Here is a 25,222-nt window from a genome sequence, read left to right on the forward strand (position 1 = left end):
GATGAATCGTTTCTTTTTGAGCTTTATAAGTTAAGGACTTTCCAAATCAGGTATGAGAAATAAGTAATAATTAATACTTAAATGATTTTTAGTATTGGAAGCGGTTTTGTGGAGAGATAGCCCAGAAATCAATTGTAAAAGCCGAAGCTGTTTAATGAATTTCAGTTGATAAAACCCTTAGTTTTATAAATTTTTGTGCGGGTTTCATTTTCTCTCTTTTTAAGAATATGCAGGGGCAAAATCTGATTGGTCCGGATTAAAGACAAGTGGCTCGATGTTTCATCACTTAGCAAAACCTTTCTACATCTGTTATCTTACCAACAAAAATGACTTTAGTTCAAAAAGAATTTTCTTTGAAGCCCAGAAGCCGTGGTTTTCATCTTGTTACCCGGGAGATTCTGCAACACGTACCGGAGATCACAAAGATAAACGCCGGCATTATGCAGGTTTTTATTCAGCATACAAGCGCCGGCTTAACCATTAATGAAAATGCCGACCCTACCGTCCGTACAGACTTTGAAACATTTTTCAACAGAACTGTTCCGGAAGATATAAGTCTTTACGAACATACTTTAGAAGGCACCGATGACATGACTTCTCACATCAAAAGTTCACTACTTGGTTCTTCTGTAAGTATTCCTATCACTAATGGTAAATTGAACCTTGGAACATGGCAAGGAATCTATCTTTGTGAGCATCGCAACAATGGAGGCTCACGCAAAATTGTAGTAACTCTGATTGGTACTTAGATATTCTGGTTTATAAAAATCAGATCAGGCATACCTGAAAATAGCTGCCATACCGGACGTTGCCGGCACTTCGGTCTCTTTAAGTGAATATACATTTCCTCCTTTTTTCAGCGTATATATTGCCGCTGCATTCAGCAGATCTCTTTTATATTCACCGTTCTCAGAATCCATCATGCTGAATTGATTTTCTTCTACTTTATAACTGCCCCATACAGCTTTACCTGTAGGAATAAAAAGTGTATCTACTTTTCCGAAGTAAGACGCTTCAATAATTTCATGTAAATCTCCGGAATATCTATCGGTTTCTGACGCGTTTCCTAACCTTTCCAAATCATCATACATGCCTTTCAAAAAGTACGATTGTATCAATTCCCAACCTTTATCTTTGAGTTCCTTATTGTTCAGGAGGTCAGGGTTTTCAATAATTGCTTCATCCATTAGCCTGTGATAATGATTTCCTTTTCGGTAATGAGCTACAGCCTTATCCACTCCTGCAAGAATCAGAGGGTCTTCTTTTTTACGCAGAATTGATGTGACTTCATTTTCGATGTTTCGTAAATATTCCTCAACCACTTTTGTATCATCATCTCCACCACCGTGGCCATGAAAAATTGCTCCTCCTCTGTTTTCTCCGGAATGTTGTTGAACACTTTTTTGATAAACATCGAATTTTCTGAACTCTTCCATGTTAGAAGGTGCTTCTTCTAATTCTATTTCTTCTACGGTTTCACTAGTGCATTTTAATAGACGAACATTTTTCTGACTTACTGATAAAATGCAAAAAGTACCTTCCAGAGTCATCATTCGAATCAATGGAGTAACCAGAAAGTGATTATCAATCAGTATTCTCTCATCGGTTTTGAAAGGCAATCGATAATATCTAAAAAAATCCTCTGTGATGAATAAAGCCAGACCTTCATCATTATACCGCCAGAATTCTGAATCGTTTAGTAATGCATCTGCTTCTGATAACAACTCATCAATGTTCTTATCCTCTATTCCTTTTTCGGATAGTTCATTTCTCAGATCTTTTAAAATGTTTTTAAATCGTAAAGAATCCTGCCCGGCTTCCGGCTCTGATCTATTGGTTGTCATGTATATTGAAATACTAATTTTTCCCGCAATCTCATTTAGTTCCAGTATGGTGTCTCTGTTAATCATTACTATCCCTTTTTTTCTTGAAATTTATATTACTAACACCAATTTATTTCGTTTAATTCAATGTTATCAAATACCTTTGATGGAGTTGTGATCACTTCCTCTATTTCTGATTTTTGAGTTCTAAAAAAATCCCGATCGGCATGAGTAAAATTAAAAATGAAGTACTCAATAAATCCTGCTACATTAGCAAGAAAATAAGTTAGAATATGGTGCACGGAACTCACAATGCAGTAAATGATGATAGAAACGAACATATAAAGATTTCTATAAACGGCGAACTATTTGACAGAAAAGACGCGAAGATATCCGTTTTTGATAGTGGATACCTTGTGGGAGATGGCATATGGGAAGCATTTCGATTGCATCAAGGTGTTCTGGTATTTCTGAATGAGCATTTGACCAGACTTTGGGAAGCTGCTGCTACAGTCGGAATGAAATTGCCTTTTACCAAAGCAGATCTAGTAGCAGATATACGAAAGGTTCTGGATGCTAATGAAATGAATGACCATGTTCATGTCCGGGTAATGGTTACAAGAGGTATCAAAAAAACACCTTCTCAAGACCCAAGACTTACTATATCAGGGCCTAATGTTGTAATTATTGCCGAACACAAACAAGCCTCTTCTGAAACTAAAGAGCAAGGTATCACTCTTTTTACAAGCACTATCCGCAGAGGATCTCCTGATTATTTAGATCCCAGATTAAACTGCCATAGTAAACTTCACGAAGTACAAGCCTTGGTACAAGCTATCGAAGCGGGCGCAGACGAAGCATTAATGCTCGACATCCATGGATTTGTCTCCACTTGTAATGCCACTAACTTTTTTATTGTTAAAGGTGATGAAGTCTGGACCTCAACAGGGCAGTATTGTATGAACGGTATAACAAGAGGAAAAGTAATAGAAGCCTGTGAAAGATTTGGTATAACGTGTCTCCAAAAAGATTTTTCTTTATATGATGTTTATGGAGCAGATGAAGCTTTCGTAACCGGCACTTTTGGTGGATTGACTCCTGTTACAAAAATAGATGGAAGAATTATCGGGGATGGTGAATATGGTGCTTCGACTAAAAAACTAAGCTCGTTATACAATCAGCTTATTGAAGAAGGAGTTAAAGGAAATAAAGCATGAAAAGTAAAGACGGTATTACAAGAATCTGTTTGTGGTCAGGACCAAGAAATATATCTACAGCTTTAATGTATTCATTTGCTCAACGATCGGATACAAGGGTTTTTGATGAACCTCTTTACGGATATTATCTGTCACAAACTAATGCCGACGAATACCATCCCGGTGCAAAGGAAATAATGACTGACATGCAAACAGACGGGAATAAAGTTATTGAAATGATGATGGGAAATCATGATAAACCTGTTGTCTTTTTTAAAAACATGACACATCATTTACTAGATCTAAATAAAGGTTTTATGCACGATGTTGTTAACGTGATCCTGACCAGAAACCCCAAAGAAATGCTCCCATCTTTTGATAAAGTCATTGAAAATCCTTCTATGAAAGATGTAGGTTATCAGGATCACACAGAACTTTTGAAGTATTTTGAAAAGGAAAACATTACTCCTGCAGTTATAGATGCTACGATTTTTCTTAAAAGCCCGGAGCGGATCCTGAAGAAACTTTGTGAAAAAATATCGATCCCCTATCAAGAAAATATGCTCAGTTGGGAAAAGGGCGCAAGGCCTGAAGATGGGGTTTGGGCTAAATATTGGTATGGTAATATTCATAAATCAACCGGCTTTATGAAATATCAACCAAAAACGGATCCATTCCCGGAAAATCTTAACGCTTTGCTAAGTGAATCCCTGACTCATTACGAACGCTTAGAAAAAATTGCTTTGAAATAAAAAAGCCCTTCCGAATCGGAAAGGCTTTCAGGGTATTTTATATTCTAACTATTCATTAATCTCTGTTGCTCATTTTTTCTATCATTTTTGCAGCCCATTCTTTTCCACCTAAACCGAAGGCTAAACCAAGAGCAAGACATACCGATCCAAATAGTAAAAGGAATGCATTTGAAACTAGTTCATCTCCAATGTTAAGCTGAGATAGAGAAAGAGACACTACAAAGAATATAATAGCATATTTAGCGACTGCGCCTACAACAGATGCATTCTCTACACCCACATTAGACAGATACGTGGTTACGATCTGAGCAATAAATCCGGCCAGGAATACTCCAAAAATAAGTGCCAAAACCGCTACAATAACATTAGGAATGTACAGTATTATCTGATTTACAAGCTCAGATGCTACTCCTAAGCCTAAAGTATTCAGCCCTGCTAATATCACGATCAGCATAATTAACCAGTAAATAATACCTCCTAAAATATCTATGGCTGATTTATCACTTCCACCATCTTTCAAAAATTTATCGATCTTGGCTTTTTCGGTCACAACATCCAAACGAATTAATTTTAATAATCTTACTGCAGCTGTTTTTACCAATTTTGCTATTATCCAACCGATTATCAGAATCAACAATGCCCCAATAATATTTGGAAGAAAGGAAGCTAATTCATTGAAAAAAGTCTCATAGGATTGCACCAAGACCTCTTTGATTTCATCAAACATGTTCTGTACCTCGTAAGTGTTAGTTTTTGGTTGCCTCCTTATTACTCAATAAGATTGTAAAAAACTAATTAGAAGAACTTCTGAGGTCTTCTACTCCTCAGGTATATGAGCTATTAGAGCTCAACCAAAATTCAAGGCAAAACCATGTTTAGATTCCTTTTCGCAAGCCCAGTAGTCTATTGGTAGCTCCACGATCAGAATCAAGCTTACTCAAGTCTAAGGATGAGTTTGCGTATGTAACATCTTCAGATGAATAAAAAGCGGCAGGGTCATTCTTTTCTATAATGGAAACAACTTCATTCCAACGTCTCCTTTTGAGCACAGTAAAAATAATATTCACCGGTCCAAACCCTCCTTCTCCAGCTATGCTCGTTATTGTAAAACCCGCCTCTTTCAAACTTTCTATCAATTCTTCTCTTTTATTCTGAGTAATAATGCGAACGATAATGGTCCCTACTTTCACTTTACTCTCAATGTACATACCAACAAAAGTTCCTACAGAAAATCCCCCGGCATAAGCTACATAATTAACCCAATTGTTAAGGTTCTTCAGCAATTCTGCAACAACAAAAGCCCAGATCAGCACTTCAAAGAACCCTAATAATGCGGCTTTGTATTTATACCCTCGTGAAACCATTACGATACGAAGAGTACCAAGACTCACATCCATAATGCGAGCAAAAAATATAATTACAGGAATAAAAATTGGAGAGATCAGGCTGAACATGATAGATAAATAAAAACCCCACACATAAATTATGTGTGGGGTTACTTTACATTGGCTTGCGGAGAGGGAGGGATTCGAACCCTCGTTACATGTTTCCATATAAACTCCCTTAGCAGGGGAGCGCTTTCAGCCACTCAGCCACCTCTCCTTTACAAGGGCAACAAATATACGTTAGTTAATACCTCTAATCAATCTAAGATTTAACTTTCCTGCTCAGAATCTAACACATAAATCTGAGCAAGATTTCTTCCTTCCTGTGCGAAGTCCAAACCATAGCCCAAAACAAATTTTGTTGGGATCTCAAATCCCACATAATCTATCTGTACTTCGTGTTTTGTAGCATCTTTCTTATGTAGTAAAGTTACTACCGAAACAGAAGCCGGATCGTAACTATTCATTCTTTCAACGATATATTTCATAGAAAGCCCCGTATCCACTATATCCTCAACCAAAACTACATGTCTTCCCTTCACCTTGGCGTCAATCTCTTTGAGCTCTGTTACCTGACCTGAAGAAACTTTTTCATCACCGTAACTGGAAAGCTTCATAAAATCGACCTCACAAGGGATGGAAACACTCCGCATGATATCCGCAAGAAAAATAAAAGCGCCATTCAAGATCCCAATAAAGATCGGTCGCTTGCCTTCAAAATCTTTGTCTAATTTTTTTCCTAACAGAGAGACTCTTGCTTCAATCTCCTCTTTGGTAATAAATACTTTAAATGTATCGCCGTTGCAATCAACGGTTTCCGGTAAGTAATAACTCATGCCTGCTTTTTTGATGTTATCGAAAGATAACGTTTTGTTGAATCGGTTGCTTTACAAAGCTCGGAAATTGTTCCCGGGCCCGGATCGTTTCCTTTAAAAATAATTGCGTAAATAGTACCATCTGAATCGCTCAATACCAAAGATTTTTCTCTGTTTGCTGTTGAAACTTTCCGATTTGTTAAGTGATCAGATATTTTTTGAGTCCCTGTCATACCAAGCGGCTGGATCTTATCACCGGCTTTCCATCTTCTGAGAGATAATGGAAATGATAGTTTAGCAGCATCTAAATATAACTCTGATTCAACCTGTTCAGATATTCGAAATTCTGTTCCCTGTACCGAAAACACATTCTCAATATCTTCCTCTTTGATTATGACCTCAGTAAACTCTGCTTTTTTTTGCAGAACAATATAATCTCTGTCTTTTACTAGAATAACTGAATCTGAAACTTTTAACTCTGATCCTGTCTGGGCTGAAAAAAGACTAAATGCTTCATTAATAATTCCCTTTGATACGACAGGAATAAATTGCTCTAAAAATCTTTTTATCAAAGACAGAGCTAAAACCTCGTCCATTTTTTTTAATGGCGCCAACTTTAGTCTTTCTTTTTCCAGATGCACTTCTGAGAGTTGATCCAGCATTTTTTCATTTAACATTCCAAAGTCTGAAAGTCCCAGTACATTTTGTTGCCAACCGGGAAACAGGTTATTCATTTTTTCGGAAAACTCACCCCGTAAAAAATTCCTTGAATATTTCGGATCAGTATTACTCTCATCATCTCTGTAAGGAATGGATTTTTCATCGCAATAAGCCAGAATCTCTTCTTTGCTGAATTCCAACATCGGACGAAATAACGGAGCATCCCATTCCTTCATTCCTGTCCAGGATTCCGGACTACTCCCTCTGAATAACTTCTGAACGATGGTCTCTATTTGATCATCCTGATGATGAGCAATGGCAATGGCATCTGCTTTTACTTCTTCGGCTAAATCTTCAAATATCTTATAACGCTCGTTCCTCGCCCAATTTTGAAAATTTCCAGACTGCATCTCTTCTTTATTTAACCTCACTGAACAGCATTCAAATCCCCATTGAAAAGACATTTGCTCAACTAATTCCTGATCTTGATCAGACTCAACTCCCCTTAATCTATAGTTGATATGTACTACAAAACAGGAAATCTTTAATTGCTTGAGCGCATACAACAGCGCCATCGAATCCGCACCACCGCTTACTCCAATAACGAATTTTGGTGTTCCGGAAAAATATCTGCTTACTTTATTTGAAATTCCTTGTTCAATCAACAAGTACTCTGATTTGCTCATAGGAGAAGGTATCTACTCCAAGTTCTTTATTCAACACCTGAAGAGAACCAAGTTCGTTCATCCCTAGAAATTTATTTTTATCTGATAATGATTTTCCGTCGACCTCTAAAGTGATCCAATCGCCATAACCCTGCAGTTTTGGATTGATCTCTTTTATAAGCTCTATACTGTTATTTACCCACCTTTGATAATTATACTCTATGCGTACCAACAGATCACATAGCAATTGTTCTCTGGATTCTTCCTTTCCTGAAATTGCTTTCATAGCAGTAGCAATGTCGTTCAACTCTCCTTCAAACTTTTCCTGATTAACATTCAGGCCGATTCCTACAATAACTCTGTCTACCTTATTTCCGTTATGAATCACTTCTGTAAGTAATCCGGATATTTTTTTTCCATTGCAAATTACATCATTGGGCCACTTCAGATCTATTGAACAATTATCAAAGTACTTACATACTACATCTTCAATTGCTGAAGCACATGCCAATGTCAAAAGCGATATTCTGTCAGCTTGTGTTGGTGTAAAGACTATACTAAAAGTAAGATTTTTTCCGGGTTCTGAAGTCCAGGCCTTTTTGTGCTGCCCTTTACCTGCTGTTTGATCCTCAGCTAAGACAACTGTGCCGGGAATGGCTTTTTCTATTTGCTTTGCATAGTTATTGGTTGAATCAATTTCTTTGAGAAGTATTAATTCGTGACCAACCCAACTAGTGGTAAGCTGCTGTTGAAATAATTTGTTGTCAAACAAAGCTGAGATTTTAAATATTACTAAACTTCTGCAAGTTTACTTTTCAGGATGTCTATTTTTGCAATTGGAGTTGGATCTATTTCATTTAATAATGCTAAATACATACTTACCCAATCTGCCAGTTGTACTAAAGAAAACATTCTTTCCAATCTACTGTTTCCTATGGTTGAGATCTCAATAACAGATAAAGCCTGATCCATAACTAATTCTTTTACTATTTCCATCCTTTTAGTAACCCTCGGATTATCATCCCGATCCTTCAGCATTACTACTGTAAGTCTACCTGCCAGATGAGCAATATGTTCCCAACCCACAATTTCATTATGGTTCATTTCCGGGATAAGGTTTCCAAACGCTATCATTTTGGAATTCTCTTCAATCTGTCCTCTCCAACGCAAATTAACCGGTTCCATTAATAGTGCATCGCTATAAATAATTGGAAGAGATTCATTCAGCTCACGAGCTAAAGCCAAAGCGTCATTATCATCTATATCAATAAATTTTGATACCCCGTCACTCAATAAATTATAAGTATCATCCAAAACACTATCTGACTCATCCAGATATTCCAATGTTTGAAATATTCTGAAAAGAGGTACAAAACTATATGCTAAAGCTGCTCTTGGAGGCATACCTCCCGGAATTTGTATATAATCAAACTCATGCTCTATGGCTTGCTTCTTTAATTCTCCGCCGGAAGTAACTCCAATGATCTGTGCTCCTTTTGCCATCGCAGAGTTCAGAGCACTTAAGGTTTCTTCTGTATTTCCTGAAAAACTGCAGGCTATAAAAAGGGTACTTTCGTCTATGTAATTTGGAATTTCATAATGCCTGTTTACCTGAACCGGATAAGGACAAGACTTTAAGGAATATGCCCGAATGAGATCCGCTCCAATTGCAGAACCGCCCATACCTGCAAAACAAATATTTTTGATTCTCGATCTATCAATATTTAGCTCAACGTCTTCTGTGAGTTTCATCACCTCTTTCCAGTGCTTTGGAAAGTTTGATATCAAATCCCACATGTTTTCGGAATCTACTTTGTTTATTAGTTCTTTACTGATCTTCATTTAATGAACTCTCCAGTCTTCGAATATTTCTTTTATTTGCGTTGTATTTGATGCCGCCAAAAAGGATTCTGCAAGTTCGTCAAACTCAGAATCATTATGACTTATAAGTTCTTCTTTAATTCTTGGTATCGCATTTGAGATCATACTTAAATTTCTGATACCTAAGCCAACCAGACCGCATGCGCCAAGTACATTACCGGCCAGTTCTCCGCAAACTGCAATTTCAGTATTGGTTTTTGCTGCTGCTTCAACTGTTATCTTAATAAGTTCCCAAATTGCCGGGTGTTGCTGTTGATACAATGAACATATCTTTTCATTTCCCCTATCCACAGCCATGGTATATTGAGTTAGGTCGTTAGTACCAATACTCATAAAATCTAAATGTTTTGCAAGATTTTTGGCATTTAGTGCCGCGCTTGGAACTTCGATCATTGCTCCAAGAGCTACTTTTTCATCAATCTTAATCCCTTCATTTCTCAATTTACTTTGAAGTTCTTCAATTATGGCTTTCAATGCTATAATTTCTTCCTCAACAGAAATCATGGGAACCAAAATTTTAACTCGACCTTTATACTTTCCTGCACAAATCAATAATGCTTTCAGTTGGGTTTCCAACAGTTCTTTTTCATCCAAAAGCATTCTGATTCCTCTCCACCCTAAAAAGGGATTGGCTTCTTCCGGAATTTTAGCATTTAATTTATCACCACCTACATCAAAAAGCCTAAATGTAACACTACCCTCAGTTGCTAATATCACGGAATCATAAAACCTGAGTTGTTCATCGAATTCAGTCTTATTGCTGAATAGCAACCCTTCTGTTCTTAGCAGACCAATATTTGTAGCATTATATTTCTTCAATTGGTTCAGTTCTGACTCAAATTCTATATTTGCAGAAAGAAAAAATTCAGTTCCTGATTTAGTTCGAGATGGCTCATTAATATTTTTGAGTAATCTTCTCTGTGTTTTCTTAAGCTTTTTAAGTTTGATTTTATATTTATCCAGAATCTCTTTTTCCGGATCAAGAATCAGAACTCCTTCCCGGCCATCCAGTACTCCTTTAGTGTTAAATGCTTTAGATGTTGCACTCTTAGCGCTGACAATACACGGGATCTCCAGAGATTGAGCTATTAATGCTGCATGCGATGTGATTCCACCTTTTTCCATCACCAACCCGGAAAGGCCTTCAGCATGGAGGGACACTAGTTCTGTAGGACTTAGCTCTTTGGTTACAAGAATAGTCCCTTTTTTAATAGAAAAGCTTTTATCGTCATCACATATTACATCGATGAACCGATCTCTTAAATTTTCAAGATCCACTATTCGTTGCCGAAATAACTCTGATCCACTTTCTTTTAAACGCTCTATGAAATCACAAAATGTTTTATAAACAGCAAAATCACTGGAGAGCAATTCCTCTTTTATCAAAGACTCTACCCTTTTTTCAACTTCAGAATCTAAAACAATTTGTTTTTGGGTATCAATAATTGATCCTGATTGTTCATCAAGATAATCCAACATACCTGACAATTCATCTAGTAGAGCTGTTCTTCCATCTTTAAATATTTTCAGATGATTATCTACTTCCGTTTCAGATATTGATTTGGGAAGCACTTTCCTTCTGTTACTGTTGATACAAACAATATTTCCTATAGCAATACCGGAGTTTGCTGAAATCCCACTTATAACTTTATGATCAACACTCTCAACTTTACTCATCCTTAAGGCCAAATTTATTATCAATCAACTCAGTAATTGTTTTCATAGCCTCTTTCTCATCACTCCCTTCAAATTCAAGTTCAAGTTCTGCACCATGTTCAGCGGCTAAGGTCATCACTCCCAGAATGCTTTTCCCGTTAACTTTATAACCATAAAAATGAATAAAAAAATCCGATGAAAATTTACTCGCAGTTTTCACCAATGCTGCCGATGGTCTGGCATGTAAACCTGATGAATTCTTAATCGTTATTTTCTTCTTTATCATACTTAATGAATTAGCTGTGCGAAAATGAGTATAATTTCAATGATTTCCCAAGCATTAAGTCTTTTTTTGAATATAGAATTAACCTTTCACATAATCTTTCTTAAATTCACCCTCATTTAAATTAATAATAAATACTATATGTCTGTATCAGAAAAAGATGTCCATTATATAGCTAACCTTGCAAGGCTTCAGGTAACTGATGAAGAAGCGAAGTCCTATGCTAAGGATATGAGCAGTATTTTAGATTATATGGAGCTTTTAAATGAAGTAGATACTTCAAATGTAGAGCCTTTAGAACACGTAATTGATTTGGACAGCAGATTCAGAAAAGACGAAGCCAAGGAGCCTGTATCTCACGAAGACGCTCTCAAAAATGCACCGGATGCCGACTCTGATTATTTCCGCGTACCTAAAGTAATTGAGTAATTTATGACCGAACAAAACAAGAATACTTCTGAAGACGGTTTCTTTTATAATCTTTCAGAAGTTAAACAACACCTTATTGCACTGGCTGTACTTTTTTTGGTGCCTTTTATTTTATTCACGGCTACTACAATCGGAGGTAAAGAATTTCAACGACACGATATTACTCAGTGGAGAGCCGGAGCTGAATCAATTATTGAATACAGAGAGCAATATGGCAAAGAGCCGCTTTGGGCTGAAAACATGTATATGGGGATGCCCGCCTATGTGGTATCCGTAAAGAATGAGATCCCTAATATTGACCGTTTGTCCGGATTTTTTAACAGTATTTATCCAGCTTTTCCATATTGGGTAATGTTATCTGGAATGTATTTTTTACTGATCTTGATGGGATTCAAGCCATTAACAGCTGTATTCGGAAGTTTGCTTTATTCGTTAACTACTTATTTCCCAATAATCATTGGAGCAGGTCATACTTCGAAATTTGTAGCGCTTGCATACGCGCCTTGGGTCCTCGCCGGATATTGGAAGCTTACACACTCAAAAAATAAGCTGGCAGGATTACTGCTCTTCTCTGTTGCGATGGCCTTAGAAGTGCGCTCCGGACATCCGCAGATCACATATTATTTCATTTACTTATTGGGATTTTTATGGATTGCAAATTCATGGAAGCTGATCCAGGAAAAGAACTTAAAGCAATTTGGTATTGTAACCGGATTGCTTGTCCTTGGCGGAGTTATTGGGATTCTTGGTCATGCACAAAACTTCCTTACTCTACAGGAATATTCCCAATACAGCATTAGAGGTGGTTCAGCTTTAGATGGAACAACGGGACTTTCTACAGGCTATGCTTTCGCTTGGTCTCAAGGAATTAAAGAATCATTAACTTTATTAGTCCCTGAAATATTTGGAGGGGCGTCTCCAACTTATTTTGGCCCTAAATCTGTGACATCAGGTCCGCACTACTTAGGTGCTCTGCTTTTACCCTTTTTATTAATTGCTCTGTTTCGCCAAAAAAGCAGAACTATGTTTGTATTCTTTGGAACCGGTACATTGGCGTTATTGTTTGCATGGGGAGAAAATTTTGCTTTCTTCAATGAGTTAGCTTTTGATTACATCCCTTTCTTTAACAAATTCCGAGCACCCGAAACCTGGTTAGTCCTTACATCTTTTTGTTATACCGTAGTCGCAGTTTATGGATTAGATTGGTTTTTTGATTTTGTAAAGCAGAAAACTCCTCAACTAAAAGAGTTATATGCTCCACTTGGCACGGCTGTATTAATATTTGTATTTGTACTTGTTCAGGTTAAAACCATGGATTATACAAAGTCAGGTGAAGTTGCAAATATTGCTAATCAGATTGCTCAACAAAATAATGTTAGTCCTGATAATCCACAGGTTCAGCAAAGAGCGAGTACTTATGTACAGCAAAACTTTGTGCCTGACAGACAAGAAAGTGCAAATAAAGATGTATTCCGATTGGGTCTGTTTCTGATTTTTGCAGGAGCACTGATCTGGTTTGCGCTTAAAAAGAAACTATCTGTCACATTAGCCTCGCTCGGGCTTATAGTTATTACAGGGTTCGATATGATAAGTGTTGGCAAGCGCTACGTTCCCGAACGAGTAATTGTAAACGCTAACGTAAACCCCGGAAAATACCTGGAGTCTCAGAAAAGAGACATTGACCAATATATTATCGATAATATATATTCTGAAAATGGTGAATACCGATACAGAGTATTTCCGCTTTTGGTAAGCCCGTTTCAAGAAGCGACTCCCTCTTATTTCTACCCAACGGTAGGGGGATATACTGGTGCTAAACTTAGCATTGTATCCGATATCACTTCTCCGGGTGGACCGCTTTACACTCAGAGTGGAGGCTTGAATTTAAATCTACTGGGAGCACTAAATGTTAAGTACGTAAACTTCCGCCCGGGACTGCCTTTTCAGGGATTAACACCTGTTTTCGATGGAAATTCAGGGACGGTTTACGAAAATCAGAAAATACTACCCAAAGCTTTCTTTGTAGACTCTCTTGTTTATGCAGATACTCCAAACGAAGCTTTTGACTTCGTCAGCAATCCGGAAGTCGATTATTCCAAAGTAGCCGTAGTCGAAAATTCTGATCAAATTCCGATTTCAACAGATTCTACTTCCGAGGTTTCCATAACTAATTATACCGGTTCTGAAATAACTCTTAATGTATCAAGATCAACACCCGGTTTTCTGGTGCTCAGTGAGATATACTACCCTGCGGGTTGGGTTGCTACGTTAAATGGAGAAGAAATTGAAATCTTAAAAACAAATTATGTGCTTCGAGGTATGAAGATCCCAGCCGGAGACCATGAGCTTGTTATGGAATTTAAGCCTTCTTCTTATTCTTTAGGAGTTACTTTAGGGTGGATTTCTTTGGTTGCTCAAGTACTGATCGCTTTAGCATTTGGAGTAACCTACTTCAGAAATAATACTTCAAATAGTGAATGAAAAAACAAAAGTTCTGATCATCACTTATTACTGGCCTCCAAGTGGAGGTTCCGGTGTTCAAAGGTGGGTTAAATTTGCCAAGTATTTACCAAAGTTTAATATAGAACCTTTTGTATTAACTGTCGAAAATGGAACATATCCACTAGTTGATGATTCTTTAAAAGACGAAGTTTCATCAACTTTAAAAGTCTTCAGATCAAAAAGCATTGAACCATATTCTCTGTTTGGCGGATTGACTGGAAAAACGGATAAAGAGGTTTCCACTCCATCAACTGCTTTTTCAAATGATGGTTCTTTATTAAAAAAAATTGGAATCTGGATAAGGGCTAATTTCTTTATTCCTGATGCAAGAATAGGTTGGGTTCCTTTTGCTTTTAAGAAGGCTGAAACAATTATCTCTGAATATGGAATAGAACAAGTCATTACAACAGGTCCGCCGAATTCAACTCATCTAATTGGTTTAAAACTAAAAACAAAATATCCTGACCTGAATTGGATCATGGATATGAGAGATCCCTGGAGTCAAATTTTCTATAACCAGCATCTGCCCAGAACAGATAGAGCTTCAAAGAAAGATATTTCGTTAGAAAAAAAGTGTTTAACAAAAGCCGATGAAGTGATTGTTGTTTCAGATAGTATGAATAAAGTACAGCAAAGTGTTTTTGACCGTCACTATCACACAATTACAAATGGGTTTGATCATGAAGATTTTGAGTTAACTAATGATAAGCGTAATCCTGATGCACTATCCATTAAGTATGTTGGGAGTATGACTGAAGCAGCAATTCCTCACTCATTTTTTAAAGCTCTGAGTTCACTCGATGATGATCTGAGAAAAAAGATCAAAGTATCATTTTTTGGCTCATTTAATGAAAAAGTAAAGGAGATCATAAATAGATATGAATTGCAAGATCTGATCAGTTACCATGGATATATTCCTCATAAAGCTGCTAAAAAAGAAATGCAGACCGCTGATCTTTTATTGTTGGTAATTCCTGATACAGAAGACAACGAGCTTATAATAACCGGAAAGATATTTGATTACATTGGCGCACAAAAACCCATTTTATTTATTGGTCCCCAAAAAGGGGACGCAGCTAAACTTATAACTGAGTTTAATCTTGGTTTAACCTTTGGTTATGATGATACTGATAAGCTTGCTGAAAAATTAATTGGTCTCATTAAGTCAGGCACAGAACCATACAACAGCTGGAGTAATGATTTAATAAAGCACCCTTTCTCCAGATTTGAATTAACTAAAAAGGTTAGTGGCATATTGAGAAACAAAAAATAAATTTTAGGCTTTCAGGGAATCATAAATAGAGATTAATTTGTCTTCCTCTATTTTCCAATTAAATTTATTTTCCACTGCATTAATTCCGTTCACCGAATATTTCTTTATTCTTTCGGGATCTTTAAAAAGTTCGGTTACATGTTTAGAAAATCCTATGCTATCACCATCTTCGTAAACAACACCACAGTTATTCTCCTCAACCATTTTCTTTACAGAAGTGCAATTGGTAGCTAAAATGGGTAATCCGTAATACATATATTGATATAGTTTATTCGAACTTGAATTATCAGTCTGTGGAGTTCTTTTAAAAGGTACTAAACCAATATCACTGGATAATAAATATGATTTTATCTTTTCCTGAGACTGAAATCCTTCAAACATAACTACATCTTCTACTTCATATTCTTTGCTCAGTGCTTCCAAGGTTTCTCTCATTTCACCATCTCCCACCAAAACAAGCCTGATCTTCTTACTTAAATTTTTAAGTTCGACCATACCTTTTATAACGTGCTCCAACCCTCTGTTGCTTATGAAGCCCCCAATATATATTAAAGTGAAAAAGGGTTTAAATTTTTCAATAATTGATTGATCGATACCATATTCATCAAACTGTTTTGTATCTATACTATTGGCAACTACGGTGATGTCTTTTTCATTTACCCCTTTTAAAATATTTTTTTGCCTCATTCCCTCATTTACCGCTATTAAATGATCAAATAATTGTAACCACTCCTTCTCTTTTTTTTCCCATTTCTTAAATGAAATAAATAACTTATTCGGGTAAGTAGTGCTCCATTTGTAGTCTCTTAGAGCATCAATATAATTCTCATGAAGATCCCCTATAAAAATCGCTTTTAACTTCTTCCTGAGAATTTTTATAGCACCAAACAGATATAAATCATGCATATGAATTACATCATATTTATTAGTTCTAAATATCTTTAATACTTGATTCGCAACATAAATATCTAACCACGGAATCATTGCTGCCAGACCGTGCATCTTGTTGCCAATGAATTTAGAAAGAGCTACCCTATAAACCTTGACACCTCTGATGGTTACGGTTTCACTTTTATCATAGTCTCCCATGGAAAGAATGCTAACTTCGTAACCGGCTTTTAACAAAGATGAAGCTTCTTTTTCTACTCTTAGATCTGGTGGAAACTTCTGATCAAGTACCATTAACACTTTCATAAAACCGATATTTTTTTGATGATTAAATTAGCAATCATTGAAGTCATAAAAGAATGAAATTGAGTGATTTTAAATAATTAGTATTATGCTATTTTGTTATCAATTGATTGATTCAGAAATTCTAAAGTTGAAATGAAAAAAATACTCACAGTCACTCATTCTTTTCCTGATGATTTTCATCCTGCTCGAGGAATCTTTATCCTCGATGAGATAAAGCTTCTAGAGCACTCCGCTTCTTTTACAATTGCCGTAGTAAATACTTTTTTTAACAGAATAAAATTAAATCACAAGGTTTTTACACCAAATATTGATATAAAAAAATTATCCTATTTTTCTCTTCCTTTTAAATACTTTAAAATTAAAAAGGGATATTATATTTCTAAGAAATTAAAAAATTTATCACGCTATAAAGACTTTGATATTATACATTCTCACTTTTTAATTCCTGCGGGGCTTTCTGTTTCATATTTGGATAAGCCAACAGTAATAACTATTCATGGCAGTGATTGGAACATTCATAAAGATGACTATATCTGGTTTCCAGTTTTGAAAGATTCTCTTAAGAAAGCTTCTGCTATTATAACAGTCAGTAATTCATTAAAAAAAGATATTTTAGGCTATATTCCTGAATTAGAGAAAAAGATTTATTCTATACCTCACTCTATTAATCCTTTCTGGCTAGAATCATCGCTCAAAAAAAACTCCCCATCCGAACCGATCAATATTGTTACAGTAGCAAGTCTTACTCCTATAAAAGGAGTCCTTTTTTTGGTAATGGCTTTAAATGAAATCCGTACAGAAAAAAAAATAGTGTTAAAAATTTTTTCTATTCAAAAAAATCAGGAATACTTCTCTAAAGTAAATAAAATAGTAGAAAATTTACCTGAAAATATTTCTGTGAAAATACAAAATGAATCTTCACGAAATGAACTCAGAGATGCTTATGAAAATGCCGACTTCTCTGTTTTACCAAGTTTGAAAGAGGGTTTTGGTTTGTCTATTATTGAAGCTAATGCATGTGGCGTTCCTGTAATTTCAACTAGGTCTGGAGGTCCTGAAACCATAATTGAAGAGGTGAATGGCATGTTAACTGAGCCTGGTGACAGCGCTTCTTTGGCTCTTACCATCGATAAAATGATACATTCGCTGGATCAATTTGACAGGAAAAAAATCAGACAGCACGTAATTAAAAAGTTCTCTCCTGAAATAAAAAAGAATAAGATACTTGAAGTGTATAATGATATTACTGATTAAATGCCTTCTATCCTTAAAAAATGATCTTTAAAAAAACGATAGAACGATTTTTAGGTACTTCTTCAAAGAACGTACTTATTTTGATGAGTGGGACAATCTTCTCTCAGTTTATAAGTGTACTATTTTCTCCAATTCTGACACGTATTTATACGCCCGAAGAATATGGGATACTGGGAGTATTTGGATCTTTTGTATCAATATTTGCAGCAATAGCTTCACTTAAATTTGATGCGGCTGTATTACTTCCAAAAAAAGATTCAGTGGCTTTAAAGCTCTTAAAACTAAGTTCTTTAATCATTATGATTATAGGCTTTGTAATTTTCATTGTTCTCCTTTTTTTTGAAGACTTGATCCTCAACCTTATCAATACTCCTAATCTGAAAGGCTTTATTTATCTTTCTGTAATATCTATATGGACCATTGGATTTTTCAACCTATTCAAAAATATTTTAAATCGCTTTGAAAGCTATAAAAGCATTGCATTTTCAACTGTTGCTAAAAGTGTAAGCACAACATCAAGTCAATTAGGGCTTGGGTTTTTAAGCTTTGGGTTTAAAGGTCTCATTTTTGGAAGGGTATTTGGAGATGTCTTTAGCTTTTTCACCAGCTATTTTTTCCTTAAAAAGGAATCACGATTTACATCAAATTTAGAAGAGCCCAAGACTTTAAAAATGATTGCTCTTGAATATCAGGAGTTTCCAAAGGTTACTGCCCTGCACACCTTCTTTAATACAGTATCTGCAAGTTTTCCAATTTTAATTTTAGCTTCCTTTTTTACTGCTGATGTTGTCGGAAACTTCAATCAAAGCCTGAAGATCGCCTTTCTACCCATCACGTTAATAAGCGCTTCTACCTATCAGGTTTTTAGCAGGAAGGTCACCGAAAGCTTGAATAAAGGTAAAGATATTTATGGTGTTACTATCGAAACTATTAAGAAACTTTCCTTAATTGGACTTATTCCTTTTCTGATTTTAATGATTTTTGCACCTTGGTTATTTGATTTTGTTTTTGGAAATGAATGGAGAGTTGCTGGTGAATACACTCAATTAATGATCCCTTATATATATTTGGTTTTTGTAGTATCACCATTAGCTTATCTGCCAATCTTGAGAAACAGGCAACGTAAAGCTTTTGTTATAGAGATTGTATATTTAGTGTTAAGAATATTAGGTTTATTAACTGGTGTATATTTCAATAATGTGTATCTGGCAATCGGCCTTTATAGCTTAACAGGATTATTAATTCAGTGTTATAATCTTAATTGGTTCTTAAAACTAGCAAAAAAATAGTATGGCAGGATTGTATTCCATTTTCAGTTCTATAAAAGAAATTCCTGAAAATAATTTTAATAGATTTTTTAGCTCAAAGTTTGAGCATACAATCAATGAAGAATTCCGGGGTGAGGACATTATTTATGGGCGATCAACGATCAATAAGTTTACTAACGACCGGTTTCTATATGAAGATGATGAAGTAGTTTTAGGAATAGAAGGTGTTATATACAATTCAAGTGATCCAAAAAAATTCATATTATCTAAGTACAAAAATTCGGGACTTAGTTTTATTAGTGAACTAAAAGGCCAATTTTGTGGCTTTATTTATGATAAAAAGAATAGAGTATTTTATGCATTTACTGATCCTGTATCGTCTAAACCACTTTATTATCACATAAATAAATCTAATAAGCTATTCACTCTTTCTTCTGAAGGGAAGTTTATTTCTTCTTTACTTAAAGATCTCAATCTTTCTGTCAATCTTGATATTGATGCCATTAAGTCTCTTTTGATAATGGGTTTTCTACTTGATGATTCAATGCCCATAACAGAGATAAAAAAAATACCTTACGGCTCTATCTTAAAAATTGACCTGAACACCTTTGAATTAGGCATCAAACCCTTTTTCCGGTTACAAAAACAGTCAACTAATAAATCTAAGAAAGAGGTGATTGAAGAGCTGGACTTTTTATTAAAATCTTCCGTTCAAAATGAATGGGGTAAAGACAATGAATATAATTACAAGCACTTTTCTTTTTTGAGTGGTGGTTTAGATTCCAGAGTAAATCTTCTGCTTGCTCTAGAACTGGGGTTTAATGAAATAACTACATTGAATTTTGCCGAAATCGGTACCAGTGATCATAAAATTGCTTCAAAAATTTCTAAACGGTATCACACCAATCATAATTTTAATCCTCTTGATGGTTCCTATCTTTTAAATGACATTACAGAGTATATTAAAGCAAACGATGGTCTGGCAGCATTTCTAGGAGCAGCACATTTATACAGCTCTGTTAAGAATATAGATTTTAGCGAATACGGGAGTGTTCATTCTGGGCAAATTGGGGACGTTCTTTTCGGATCATTTTCAAGTAAAGGAAAAATTTCGATTGAGAATGCAAGTAAGTTTGGAATGGTAAGAGATCCATTGCTTACTCAAAGAATAGATCGCTTGCCAAAAGTTTTGGATAGATATGATTTTGAAGGTTCAGATGAAATTTTCGCTTTTGAGCAAAGACAATTTAATCTCACTTTTAATGGAGACAGAACTTCTTCTCATTTCTTTGATATGACATCCCCATTCTATGATAAAGAGTTAATACAATACTGTTTGAATATCCCTCCTGAGTTAAAAAAAGGCGAAGCTATTTATCTGGATTGGTTTAATAAAAAACTCCCTCAAGTCTCAGATTTTAAGTGGGAAAAAGCAGGTGTAAAACCAACTTCACTTTTTAAAGTTGAAATGGGGTATCAAAGAAAAAAAATCTTGAATAAAGTTTATTCTTTTTTCGATAAACAATATGATAATATGAATCCATTTACTGAATGGTTTTCAAAGAGTCCTGCACTAGAACAAAATTTCACAAAGCTTTTTTACGAAAACATTTCGGTTCTTCCTGATAAAGAATTAAAAGAGATCGCAATTCTTATTTTTGAAAAAGACAACCCTATTAGTAAAATGGTTGCTGTATCAACACTATTTACTGTGAAATTATATCTCAATCAGCTTGATTGAAAATCTATTGACTTTAATATTCTCTCAGTAAGAAATTCATCTATATGAACCTTATCTTTGACCCGAATTAGATTTCTTACAAAAACACAAATGGCCAAAGCAAAATATACAACACACCTCGGAATGGTAGATATACTTCCGGATGAATCTCCGAAATGGAGAGCGCTGGAAAATATCATTCACGAAGAAGCAGCAAAGTTTAATTTTGAAGAGATCAGAACTCCAATTATGGAGCAAACTGAATTAATTAAACGAGGCATTGGCCAACTTACCGATATTGTAACTAAAGAGATCTTTGCATTTACCAAAGGGGAAAGTAATTATGTGCTTCGTCCTGAGTTAACAGCTCCTGTCGTAAGAGCATTTGTTCAACATCACCTGGACCAAAGAGGTGGTTCTCAAAAACTGTATTACATTGGGCCGATGTTCCGAGCTGAGCGACCTCAAAAAGGAAGACAGCGACAATTCCATCAATTTGGAGTTGAGGTAATAGGTACTGATAATCCGGTTGCAGATGTAGAATGTATTGCTTTTATGATTCGCATTTATCAAAGAATTGGAATCAAAAATTTCGAATTGAAATTAAACTCAGTTGGTGATCCTGAAAGCAGAGAAAACTATAAATCTGTTTTAAAAGAATACCTCAAACCACATTTTGACAAACTGAGTGAGCTCTCCCAAAAGAGATTCGAAAAAAATCCTATGAGAATTCTGGATTCCAAAGAACCCGAAGATCAGGAATTCATCAAGAACGCCCCTGTAATAAGTGATCATTTAAATGAAGAATCGAAAGCCCACTTTGAACAGGTTTGTGAAATGCTCTCTTCATTAAATATCGAATACACACTTGATCCTCTTTTAGTTCGAGGTATGGACTATTACACAAGAACAGCTTTTGAATTGACAAGCTCTGACCTTGGCTCTCAGGATGCTCTGGCAGGCGGTGGTCGATATGATCTACTTGTTGAAGAAATTGGAGGCAAACCTACTCCTGCCGTTGGATTTGCAGCCGGAATGGAAAGGCTGTTTATTGCTTGTGAAGAACTCGAAATCTCACTGGCAGAAGAGAAAAAAGTTGATGTGTTTATTGTTAGCCTTGGTGAAGATGCTCGAAAATGGGCATTAAAAACTTTGCCTTTATTCAGGGAAAATGGGGTTTCAGCTACAATGGATTATCTTGACCGCTCGATGAGGGCTCAAATGAAAGATGCGAATAGAGAAAATGCTTCATTTACATTGATAGTTGGAGACAATGAGCTGAAGGAACAGAAATTCACTCTCAGAAACATGAAAGAAAGTGAAGAAGCTCAATTATCTATCGATGAAATTATCTCCAAACTTTCTCAATAAAAAACAAACGCCATACTGGTAAAAAGAGTTATTCCGACTTATACTCCAAATGGATAATTAAACTAACTTTAATTTATGTCTGAATATATAGCTGTTGGTCTTGCAAGTGTATTGGCATTGGGGATATCTGCTCAATGGCTTGCTTGGAGAACAAAACTTCCTGCAATTTTACTTTTATTAGGTTTCGGAATTATTGCCGGACCCGTCACCGGTTTACTTGATCCCGATAAACTTATGGGCGATTTATTAAGCCCTTTTGTTTCTATCTCCGTAGCTATTATTCTTTTTGAAGGTGGACTCAGCTTAAAAATGTCTGAGTTCCGAAAAATTGGCGGTACGGTAATCAAGCTCATTACTATTGGAGTTGTTGTTACCTGGACATTAGCTTCACTGGCAGCACTCTACATTTTAGATTTAGGATTAGAGTTATCCGTTCTGTTTGGAGCGATACTCATCGTAACAGGACCGACCGTTATTGTGCCTTTACTCAGGCAAGTGCGACCCACAGAAACTGCCGGCTCTGTAGTAAAGTGGGAGGGAATTGTAAACGACCCGATCGGAGCTATGATGGCTGTTCTTGTTTTTGAAGTCATCATTTCAGGTGGTTTTTCAAATATGGATGGTCACGCCGGTTTAGTAATTATACAAACACTCGCTTACGGTACATTCTTTGGGGCCATCGGTGCCGGAATTATGTACTTCACTCTCAAAAAGCACTGGATTCCGGATTATCTGCAAAATCCGGTAACTCTGATGGTTGTTGTTGGAGTGTTTGTGATTTCAAATCATTTACAGCATGAGTCCGGTCTTTTAACCGTAACTGTGATGGGGATCATTCTTGCCAATCAGAAGTCTGCTCGCATTAAACACATCATAGAATTTAAAGAGAACCTTCAGGTACTCTTGATCTCTGCTCTGTTTATTCTTCTGGCATCAAGATTAGAAGTATCAGCTCTTGAATTCTTTAATCTAAAAGCCGCATTATTTTTAGTAGCACTTATTTTAGTAATACGCCCTGCTGCGATTTTTCTTTCAACACTTGGCTCTAATCTTAATTGGAGAGAAAAGACTTTTGTTGCCTGGATGGCTCCGAGAGGAATCGTTGCCGCTGCAATATCTGCAGTATTTGCTCTCCGATTAGAACAGGAAGGTTATGCCGATGCTGAACAATTAGTTCCGTATACTTTTATTGTAATTATTGCTACCGTAACTATTTATGGATTATCAGCGAGCCCGGTTGCAAAGCTCTTAGGTGTTGCCAAAGCTGCTCCAAAAGGCGTGGTTATTGTTGGTGCCCACAACTGGGCCAGGATGATTGCTCATGCGATCAAAGAGTTTGGATTTAAAGTATTGGTTGCCGATTCTAACTGGGAAAATATAACCAAAGCCAGAAAGTCCGGACTGGATACGTATTATGGAAATATACTTTCAGAGTATGCCATGGATGAAATTGATCTGGATGGAATTGGAAAAACTCTAGCCTTGACTCCTAACGACGAAGTGAATTCATTAACAGCTATTCAGTTTGCAGAGATCTTCGGTAATTCTTCGGTATTCCAGTTACCACCGCTTTCAACAGCAAGCAAAAAGGAATTAGAATCAAATGATTCCCTTGGTGGGCGTACACTGTTCTCAAAAGAGATGAACTTTGATAAGATCTCAGAATTTTTGAGATCGGGAGCTGGTATCCGAAAGACCCCAATTACGCCTGAGTTTTCTTTTGAAAATTATGAGAAAAAATATGGCGATAAAGCATTACCTTTATTTGTGGTTTCAAGTTCAAATACAATAGAGCCTTTTTCGCTGGATAATCCTCCCTCACCTCAGGCGGGAGATACAATCATAGGTCTTGTCTCAGAAGATGCTGATTCGAAGAATCCATCAGATAATGAAACGGATCAAAAACCAGATCCTAATTTGCCGCACTGATGTTTTCTAACTACCAACTCGACTCTTTCAAAGACCGAACTACTCCATTTTATTTTTATGATCTGAACCTTTTCAGAAAAACTCTGGATCAGATAAACGAACATGGAGTTTCTAAAGGCTATCATGTTCACTATGCTTTGAAAGCAAATTCTCACCCTCGGATTTTGAATGAAGTCATTAAAGCCGGCTTATCTGCAGATTGTGTAAGCGGAGGCGAGGTAGAAAGAGCCATCGAATGTGGTTTTTCTCCAAGTAAAATTGCTTTTGCAGGTGTAGGAAAACGAGATATTGAGATCGAGATCGGTCTGGAAAATAATATTCTATGCTTTAATGTAGAATCGGTTCAGGAACTGGAAGTAATCAACGAATTAGCTTCGAAGAACAACCAAATTGCAAAGGTTGCATTAAGGATCAATCCTAATGTTGATGCTAATACTCATAAGTATATTACTACCGGTTTAAAAGAAAATAAATTCGGTATTAACGAAAAAGATCTTCCGGACATTTTCGAATTATTTCCATCTTTAAAGCATATAGAACTGATTGGAATACATTTTCATATTGGTTCACAGATCGAGGAGCTTGAGCCTTTTAAAAAACTTTGCCTGAGAGCTAATGAGTTGAATGAAGTTTTTGAAAATAAAGGATATAAGCTTACGATCATTAATGTTGGAGGTGGATTCGGGATAAATTATTCGAGCCCCGACAGTAGTGGAATTCCGGATTTCAAAAAATTCTTCGAAACGTTTGAAAAACATCTGACGCTTAAATCTCATCAGCAATTACACTTTGAATTGGGTCGTTCTGTTGTTGGTCAATCAGGAAGTCTTATTACCCGTGTACTTTATACCAAAACAGGGATCGAGAAAAACTTTGCCATAATTGATGCAGGCATGACCGAGCTTATCCGCCCTGCTTTATATCAGGCAAAACATGAAATTCAGATCATTTCAGATCAATCCGGAAGAACCAACAAGCAATACGATATCGTTGGTCCGATTTGTGAGAGTTCAGACGTTTTCAGAACGGATTATGAGATTCCTGAATTGAAACGAGGTGATATTCTTGCCATCAGAAGTTGTGGTGCTTATGGTGAAGTTATGAAGAGCAGGTATAACTTACGTCACGAGATCGGAACTGCTTTCTCGGATGAGATTGGGTGATTT

The 25,222-nt window shown here is 36.1% G+C and carries 22 protein-coding genes and 1 tRNA gene; 12 read left to right on the plus strand and 11 right to left on the minus strand.

Annotated elements, in window-relative coordinates; all coding sequences use genetic code 11:
• Positions 1 to 326: 326 nt before the first annotated feature.
• Entirely contained in the window at positions 327 to 749 is a 423-nt protein-coding gene (locus A8B79_RS02500) for a secondary thiamine-phosphate synthase enzyme YjbQ (protein ID WP_066217612.1), read from the plus strand.
• A 24-nt stretch (positions 750 to 773) separates the two neighbouring features.
• On the opposite strand, the gene A8B79_RS02505 is transcribed toward A8B79_RS02500, so the two are convergent.
• A complete protein-coding gene (locus tag A8B79_RS02505; protein ID WP_066217614.1) occupies positions 774 to 1,910 on the minus strand; it encodes a baeRF7 domain-containing protein in 1,137 nt (378 codons plus the stop codon).
• 206 nt (positions 1,911 to 2,116) lie between these two features.
• On the opposite strand from A8B79_RS02505, the gene A8B79_RS02510 reads away from it, so the two are divergent.
• Together A8B79_RS02510 and A8B79_RS02515 are read left to right on the plus strand one after the other, a co-directional pair.
• On the plus strand, positions 2,117 to 3,040 hold the full coding sequence (locus A8B79_RS02510; protein WP_066217616.1) for an aminotransferase class IV: 924 nt from the start codon (positions 2,117 to 2,119) through the stop codon (positions 3,038 to 3,040).
• A complete protein-coding gene (locus A8B79_RS02515) occupies positions 3,037 to 3,771 on the plus strand; it encodes an aminotransferase class IV (RefSeq protein WP_066217618.1) in 735 nt (244 codons plus the stop codon). Before A8B79_RS02510 ends, A8B79_RS02515 begins: the two co-directional genes overlap by 4 nt.
• Before the next feature lie 55 nt (positions 3,772 to 3,826).
• On the opposite strand, the gene A8B79_RS02520 is transcribed toward A8B79_RS02515, so the two are convergent.
• The 9 genes from A8B79_RS02520 to A8B79_RS02560 form a co-directional block, all read right to left on the minus strand.
• Positions 3,827 to 4,498 (minus strand): mechanosensitive ion channel family protein, encoded by a 672-nt coding sequence (locus A8B79_RS02520; protein WP_066217620.1) that lies wholly within the window; start codon positions 4,496 to 4,498, stop codon positions 3,827 to 3,829.
• A 148-nt stretch (positions 4,499 to 4,646) separates the two neighbouring features.
• The gene (locus tag A8B79_RS02525; protein WP_066217622.1) at positions 4,647 to 5,225 is read right to left on the minus strand and encodes a DUF2179 domain-containing protein; all 579 of its coding nucleotides are present in this window, start codon (positions 5,223 to 5,225) and stop codon (positions 4,647 to 4,649) included.
• Between the two features lie 59 nt (positions 5,226 to 5,284).
• Positions 5,285 to 5,373, minus strand: a tRNA-Ser gene (locus A8B79_RS02530).
• A gap of 52 nt (positions 5,374 to 5,425) precedes the next feature.
• Positions 5,426 to 5,992, minus strand: coding sequence for a hypoxanthine phosphoribosyltransferase (gene hpt, locus A8B79_RS02535; protein ID WP_066217624.1), 567 nt, complete (start codon positions 5,990 to 5,992; stop codon positions 5,426 to 5,428).
• Complete coding sequence (gene tilS, locus A8B79_RS02540) at positions 5,989 to 7,317, minus strand: tRNA lysidine(34) synthetase TilS (RefSeq protein WP_066217626.1); 1,329 nt, start codon at positions 7,315 to 7,317, stop codon at positions 5,989 to 5,991. Before tilS ends, hpt begins: the two co-directional genes overlap by 4 nt.
• Positions 7,289 to 8,068 carry a biotin--[acetyl-CoA-carboxylase] ligase gene (locus tag A8B79_RS02545; protein ID WP_066217628.1) on the minus strand — a complete coding sequence of 260 codons (780 nt, stop codon included), beginning with the start codon at positions 8,066 to 8,068 and terminating at the stop codon, positions 7,289 to 7,291. The genes tilS and A8B79_RS02545 overlap by 29 nt, the downstream gene beginning before the upstream one ends.
• A 20-nt stretch (positions 8,069 to 8,088) precedes the next feature.
• A complete protein-coding gene (locus A8B79_RS02550) occupies positions 8,089 to 9,138 on the minus strand; it encodes a bifunctional phosphoglucose/phosphomannose isomerase (RefSeq protein ID WP_066217630.1) in 1,050 nt (349 codons plus the stop codon).
• Positions 9,139 to 10,854, minus strand: coding sequence for a phosphoenolpyruvate--protein phosphotransferase (gene ptsP, locus A8B79_RS02555; protein WP_066217632.1), 1,716 nt, complete (start codon positions 10,852 to 10,854; stop codon positions 9,139 to 9,141).
• Entirely contained in the window at positions 10,847 to 11,119 is a 273-nt protein-coding gene (locus A8B79_RS02560; RefSeq protein ID WP_066217633.1) for an HPr family phosphocarrier protein, read from the minus strand. Before A8B79_RS02560 ends, ptsP begins: the two co-directional genes overlap by 8 nt.
• A 138-nt stretch (positions 11,120 to 11,257) precedes the next feature.
• Between A8B79_RS02560 and gatC the strand changes: the two genes are divergently transcribed.
• Genes gatC through A8B79_RS02575 form a run of 3 tightly spaced genes read left to right on the plus strand, consistent with a single transcriptional unit; the run spans position 11,258 to position 15,320 of the window.
• Positions 11,258 to 11,545, plus strand: coding sequence for an Asp-tRNA(Asn)/Glu-tRNA(Gln) amidotransferase subunit GatC (gatC, locus tag A8B79_RS02565; RefSeq protein WP_066217635.1), 288 nt, complete (start codon positions 11,258 to 11,260; stop codon positions 11,543 to 11,545).
• A 3-nt stretch (positions 11,546 to 11,548) separates the two neighbouring features.
• On the plus strand, positions 11,549 to 14,026 hold the full coding sequence (locus A8B79_RS02570; RefSeq protein ID WP_066217640.1) for a YfhO family protein: 2,478 nt from the start codon (positions 11,549 to 11,551) through the stop codon (positions 14,024 to 14,026).
• Positions 14,019 to 15,320, plus strand: coding sequence for a hypothetical protein (locus tag A8B79_RS02575; protein ID WP_066217642.1), 1,302 nt, complete (start codon positions 14,019 to 14,021; stop codon positions 15,318 to 15,320). Before A8B79_RS02570 ends, A8B79_RS02575 begins: the two co-directional genes overlap by 8 nt.
• Before the next feature lie 3 nt (positions 15,321 to 15,323).
• Here the strand turns inward: A8B79_RS02575 and A8B79_RS02580 are convergent, their stop codons facing one another.
• Positions 15,324 to 16,514: a glycosyltransferase family 4 protein gene (locus tag A8B79_RS02580; protein ID WP_066217644.1), complete on the minus strand. Its 1,191-nt coding sequence runs from the start codon at positions 16,512 to 16,514 to the stop codon at positions 15,324 to 15,326.
• Positions 16,515 to 16,646: 132 nt separating this feature from the next.
• Between A8B79_RS02580 and A8B79_RS02585 the strand changes: the two genes are divergently transcribed.
• From A8B79_RS02585 to lysA, 6 genes are all read left to right on the plus strand, one after another.
• Positions 16,647 to 17,768, plus strand: coding sequence for a glycosyltransferase family 4 protein (locus A8B79_RS02585; protein WP_066217645.1), 1,122 nt, complete (start codon positions 16,647 to 16,649; stop codon positions 17,766 to 17,768).
• A gap of 20 nt (positions 17,769 to 17,788) precedes the next feature.
• The gene (locus tag A8B79_RS02590) at positions 17,789 to 19,057 is read left to right on the plus strand and encodes a lipopolysaccharide biosynthesis protein (protein WP_066217647.1); all 1,269 of its coding nucleotides are present in this window, start codon (positions 17,789 to 17,791) and stop codon (positions 19,055 to 19,057) included.
• A 1-nt stretch (position 19,058) separates the two neighbouring features.
• Positions 19,059 to 20,777 carry an asparagine synthase-related protein gene (locus tag A8B79_RS02595; RefSeq protein ID WP_066217648.1) on the plus strand — a complete coding sequence of 573 codons (1,719 nt, stop codon included), beginning with the start codon at positions 19,059 to 19,061 and terminating at the stop codon, positions 20,775 to 20,777.
• Between the two features lie 90 nt (positions 20,778 to 20,867).
• Positions 20,868 to 22,127 (plus strand): histidine--tRNA ligase, encoded by a 1,260-nt coding sequence (hisS, locus tag A8B79_RS02600; RefSeq protein ID WP_066217649.1) that lies wholly within the window; start codon positions 20,868 to 20,870, stop codon positions 22,125 to 22,127.
• 75 nt (positions 22,128 to 22,202) lie between these two features.
• Positions 22,203 to 24,056 carry a cation:proton antiporter gene (locus A8B79_RS02605; protein ID WP_066217650.1) on the plus strand — a complete coding sequence of 618 codons (1,854 nt, stop codon included), beginning with the start codon at positions 22,203 to 22,205 and terminating at the stop codon, positions 24,054 to 24,056.
• Positions 24,056 to 25,219: a diaminopimelate decarboxylase gene (gene lysA, locus A8B79_RS02610; protein ID WP_066217652.1), complete on the plus strand. Its 1,164-nt coding sequence runs from the start codon at positions 24,056 to 24,058 to the stop codon at positions 25,217 to 25,219. The genes A8B79_RS02605 and lysA overlap by 1 nt, the downstream gene beginning before the upstream one ends.
• Positions 25,220 to 25,222 lie beyond the last annotated feature (3 nt).

The organism is Balneola sp. EhC07, from assembly GCF_001650905.1.
In the GTDB taxonomy this organism is placed as follows: Bacteria; Bacteroidota; Rhodothermia; order Balneolales; family Balneolaceae; genus Balneola.